The organism is Acaryochloris sp. IP29b_bin.137, from assembly GCF_028285745.1.
Taxonomy (GTDB): Bacteria; Cyanobacteriota; Cyanobacteriia; order Thermosynechococcales; family Thermosynechococcaceae; genus Acaryochloris.
Genome location: NZ_JANQOP010000198.1, coordinates 1 through 3723, shown reverse-complemented (window position 1 = coordinate 3723; position 3723 = coordinate 1). Strand labels below are relative to the sequence as shown.

The 3723-nt window shown below is 49.6% G+C and carries 5 protein-coding genes and 1 pseudogene; 3 read left to right on the top strand and 3 right to left on the bottom strand.

Translation table 11 applies throughout. The annotated features are described in order from the left end of the window. Nucleotides 1-137: pseudogene (locus Q0991_RS14265) on the bottom strand (IS1 family transposase); the annotation flags it as partial. Between the two features lie 88 nt (nt 138-225). Beyond that, complete coding sequence (locus Q0991_RS14260) at nt 226-735, bottom strand: hypothetical protein (RefSeq protein ID WP_299489428.1); 510 nt, start codon at nt 733-735, stop codon at nt 226-228. A 233-nt stretch (nt 736-968) separates the two neighbouring features. On the opposite strand from Q0991_RS14260, the gene Q0991_RS14255 reads away from it, so the two are divergent. The 3 genes from Q0991_RS14255 (at nt 969) to purD (ending at nt 3286) form a co-directional block, all read left to right on the top strand. After that, nucleotides 969-1148, top strand: coding sequence for a hypothetical protein (locus Q0991_RS14255; protein WP_299489427.1), 180 nt, complete (start codon nt 969-971; stop codon nt 1146-1148). Between the two features lie 52 nt (nt 1149-1200). Continuing rightward, the gene (locus Q0991_RS14250; protein WP_299489426.1) at nt 1201-1932 is read left to right on the top strand and encodes a class I SAM-dependent methyltransferase; all 732 of its coding nucleotides are present in this window, start codon (nt 1201-1203) and stop codon (nt 1930-1932) included. 70 nt (nt 1933-2002) lie between these two features. Continuing rightward, a complete protein-coding gene (gene purD / locus Q0991_RS14245) occupies nt 2003-3286 on the top strand; it encodes a phosphoribosylamine--glycine ligase (protein ID WP_299489430.1) in 1284 nt (427 codons plus the stop codon). A 19-nt stretch (nt 3287-3305) separates the two neighbouring features. On the opposite strand, the gene Q0991_RS14240 is transcribed toward purD, so the two are convergent. After that, nucleotides 3306-3722, bottom strand: a complete 417-nt coding sequence (locus Q0991_RS14240; protein WP_299489425.1) for a single-stranded DNA-binding protein — start codon at nt 3720-3722, stop codon at nt 3306-3308. Nucleotide 3723: the final 1 nt, after the last annotated feature.

The window sequence follows — 3723 nt, the reverse complement described above, 5'->3', positions numbered from 1 at the left end:
ATCTGACGGCGATAATAAAGGGTATCAAAGGTCTCACTGAAGGTTTGGTGACAGTGGGGGCAACGGTAACGTTGGCTGCCTTTACTGGTTTTACCGTGTTTGTGGGTCGTTGGATGACCACATAGAGGACATTGCATCAGAAGATAGGATAACTCAACTCCCTATAGGTTTAACAAACCCACACTTCTTTGATGCACGACCGTCTAGACGCCAAATTAGGAATACTTAATGTGAGGCTTTCGGACGTTTAGGGCTGGGACTGGGTCTAAAAGTGGCTTTGGCTCCCGTCTCGATGCTTTGCCATGCTTGACTCAGGTTGTCTTGATCAAAAGGTGGAATCAGGCGCGTTAGAACATGCTCCATTAATTTCAGACCGCCGAGTTGGTAAAGCACGTGACCACATTGCCGTGCGATCGCAAAATTTCGCCCTCGCGTATAGGTCAATCGAGGTTCTCCCACGGCACAGTATTCATCTTCCGCCAGGCTGAGTCGTAATAGCTGCATAATGGCTCTACTGGCCGTCAAAGAATCAAAAGCAGACAGGCGAATATCTTGAATTAAATTAGGCGTGAAGCCCTGATCATAGCGTTGCAAAATTTGCCGAGCTTGCTCCCTTGCTTTTTTATCTTGCTCGGCCAGGTGCTCTTGTTCCGCTAGGGTCTGTTGATAGTCATCATCCGTGATGACTTCAATCTCGACAGATACCACATCTGGTTCATGAGAAGACTGGGGCATCATTGATTCCCTCGACGGTCATTTTCATCATGACATCCTGGCGTTGATAAGGTCTGACTTACTTTTATAGATTTAGGACGAGAACCTAATCTCAACCAGTAGTGCTGATCTGTAGCTTCAGCGTAAACCAAAACGGCATTACAGAACTGTGCAGATGCAAACAATTACCGAATCAGTAAACTAAAATTGAGGCATTATCTATCGTCGAACGTTCGATTAGGAGGACATCGTTTATGCCCTTTTTTGTCTGGCTACTGTTAATCATCATCTATACCGGTGGTGGTTGGCGCTTTTGGGCTGGATTTAGACAGACGAATTTCACCTCTAACCGTCTTGTTCTCACCCTGCTGTGGCCCGTGATGTTAGCGAACAAGTCTTATCGACAGAATTTTGTTAAAGCTCTCAAAGGCTAATCTCTTTTCCCTTATATAGATCAGACGCTTACCCTACATTCTGAGTCGCACTATGGCTAAAAAACAGCAGCAAACGAATTGGTACACCAGTTTGCCTCAGCTAGCCAACCCTGATGATCAGTGGCATGAGCAGATTCAGGCGGTGACCCAGCGGTTTAATCGGGAATATGAGCAGGCTGCTTTTGAGTTGCCGCCAGAGGTGGAGGCAATGCCTGTCTTTCAAGACTGGAATGCGGGGCGTCTGCAAGCCAGAATTGCCTCTGAGTTTTGGCAGTTTCAGAAACCGAAGAAAAAGCAGCATTGGCTAGATATCGGCTGTGGGCTAAGCTTTTTGGTCTATCCCTGGTTTGAATGGGAAGCCTATTTCTACGGTCAAGAGCTGAGTAAAGTCGCCCAGGAAGCGGTCAATAGTCGGGGACCGCAGTTAAATTCCAAATTGTTCAGAGGCGTAGAACGCGGTCCAGCTCATCATCTGAAATACGACGACAACCAGTTTGATGGGGTCATTGCGACTGGATTTAGCTGCTACTTTCCCCAGGACTATTGGCAAACGGTGCTCACAGAAATCAAGCGGGTCCTCAAGCCTGACAGTGTTTTGATCTTTGATGTGATCGATCCAGATAGCGAGTTGGCCGATAACTGGTCTATCCTTGAAACCTACCTAGGAGCTGAAGTCTTTCCTGAGTCGTTAGACACCTGGAAAAGCTTGATCAAAACGGCAGGGGGTAAGGTGCTGAAAGCAGAGAGTCACGAGCTATTTCATCTCTTCAAAGTCAAGTTTTAAAGAGCCGGTTGACCAATACCGCTGGCGTCACCCAGACTATAGGATGTTCTCTGTTGGGTAGAAGGTGACCGTGAATATCTTAGTGATTGGCAGTGGTGGTCGCGAGCATGCATTGGCGTGGTCCTTGTTGCGATCGCAAACGGTGCAGCAAGTCTATTGCTTACCTGGAAACGGCGGTACGGCCACCCTCACCAACTGTCAAAACATTGATATTTCTGAGCAAGACTTTACAGCCATCGGTCAATTTGCCCAAGAACACGATATTGCCCTAGTTGTAGTGGGGCCAGAAGCCCCGTTGGCTGCGGGCATTACCGATGCGTTGCAACCGTTTAAGATCCCTGTCTTTGGACCTACCCAAGCCGGTGCCCAGCTAGAAGCCAGCAAAACTTGGGCTAAAACTCTTATGACCCAGGCCGGAGTTCCCACAGCTCAGTCTCAAACCTTTACTGACGCTGATGCGGCTCAAGCCTATATTCAGGCGCAAGGCGCTCCCATAGTGATCAAGGCCGATGGTTTGGCGGCGGGTAAAGGAGTGACCGTTGCCCTCACCTTGGATGAAGCGCTCAACGCCATAACAGAAGCCTTCTCTGGGAAATTTGGCGAGGCGGGTCAAACCGTCCTAGTTGAAGACTATCTGACGGGGCAAGAGGTCTCGGTGTTAGCCCTGACCGACGGTAAAACGATTAAACCCTTAATTCCGGCCCAGGACCATAAGCCCATCGGAGAAGGGGATACGGGTCCCAACACGGGCGGCATGGGTGCCTATGCCCCTGTTCCCTGGGTGACGCCTAAATTAATGCAGCGGGTTGAAACCGAAATTCTCCAACCCACTTTGCGTGCCCTACAAAAGCAGGGAATTGACTATCGAGGTGTGGTCTATGCAGGCTTAATTATCACCCCAACGGGCGATCCCAAAGTGATCGAATTCAACTGTCGGTTTGGTGATCCTGAGACACAAGCGGTATTAAGTCTCTTGGCCACTCCTTTGGATCAGCTTTTACTGGCCTGTACCCAGCAGACATTAGCTGAAACCAATATCCATTGGCAATCAGGATTCTCTGCCTGCGTTGTGTTAGCGTCTGGTGGTTACCCCGGCAGTTACCAAAAAGGCTTTCCGATTTCCGGTATTGCTCAAGCCGAAGCCCACAACGTTACCGTTTTTCATGCAGGCACCCAGTCCCAGGATCAAGACATCGTGACTAGCGGGGGGCGGGTACTAACGGTTACTGGGCAAGGAAATACCTTTGAAGCCGCTTTGAAAACCGCTTATCAAGCTATCCCTGCCATTCAATTTGAAGGGTGCTACTATCGCTCGGATATTGGTCAGCGTCAGATCAATATCCAGTTAGATTAGGCCAAGCAATTAGGGAGAATTAAAAGGGAATATCATCGTAATTGGGCTCTGCCTCTGCTTGGGGCTGCGGGGGAGCCGGGATGGCTGCGGGGGCTGGCGCTGGCCGAGCCGGTGCAGGGGAGGCGGCTGGCGTGGCACTGGCACTGACAGACATATCGGTGGTGTGAATCCGAGATGCAGTCAGCTCCGCTTGTTTTTCTTTAAAGCCTTCAGGACGGTCAATCGTATTCATGCCTAGACGGCCTTCAATAATAACCTGATCGCCTTCTTGAAACTGCTCTTGGATTTGTTGGGCCAAATTTCCCCAGCCCGTGACTTTAATCGTAGACATGGGATCACCCGACCGTAAAGCGGGAAACTGCACCCACATCTCGGAGATGGCAGTTTGTCCATCTTGGGTATATCGCAGTTGAGGGGCTTTGGTAATCTCTGCCATT

Coding starts and splice junctions, on each gene's coding strand:
- Q0991_RS14260 (WP_299489428.1), bottom strand. CDS start 735: ATGCCCCAGTCTTCTCATGAACCAGATGTGGTATCTGTCGAGATTGAA.
- Q0991_RS14240 (WP_299489425.1), bottom strand. CDS start 3,722: ATGGCAGAGATTACCAAAGCCCCTCAACTGCGATATACCCAAGATGGA.
- Q0991_RS14250 (WP_299489426.1), top strand. CDS start 1,201: ATGGCTAAAAAACAGCAGCAAACGAATTGGTACACCAGTTTGCCTCAG.
- Q0991_RS14255 (WP_299489427.1), top strand. CDS start 969: ATGCCCTTTTTTGTCTGGCTACTGTTAATCATCATCTATACCGGTGGT.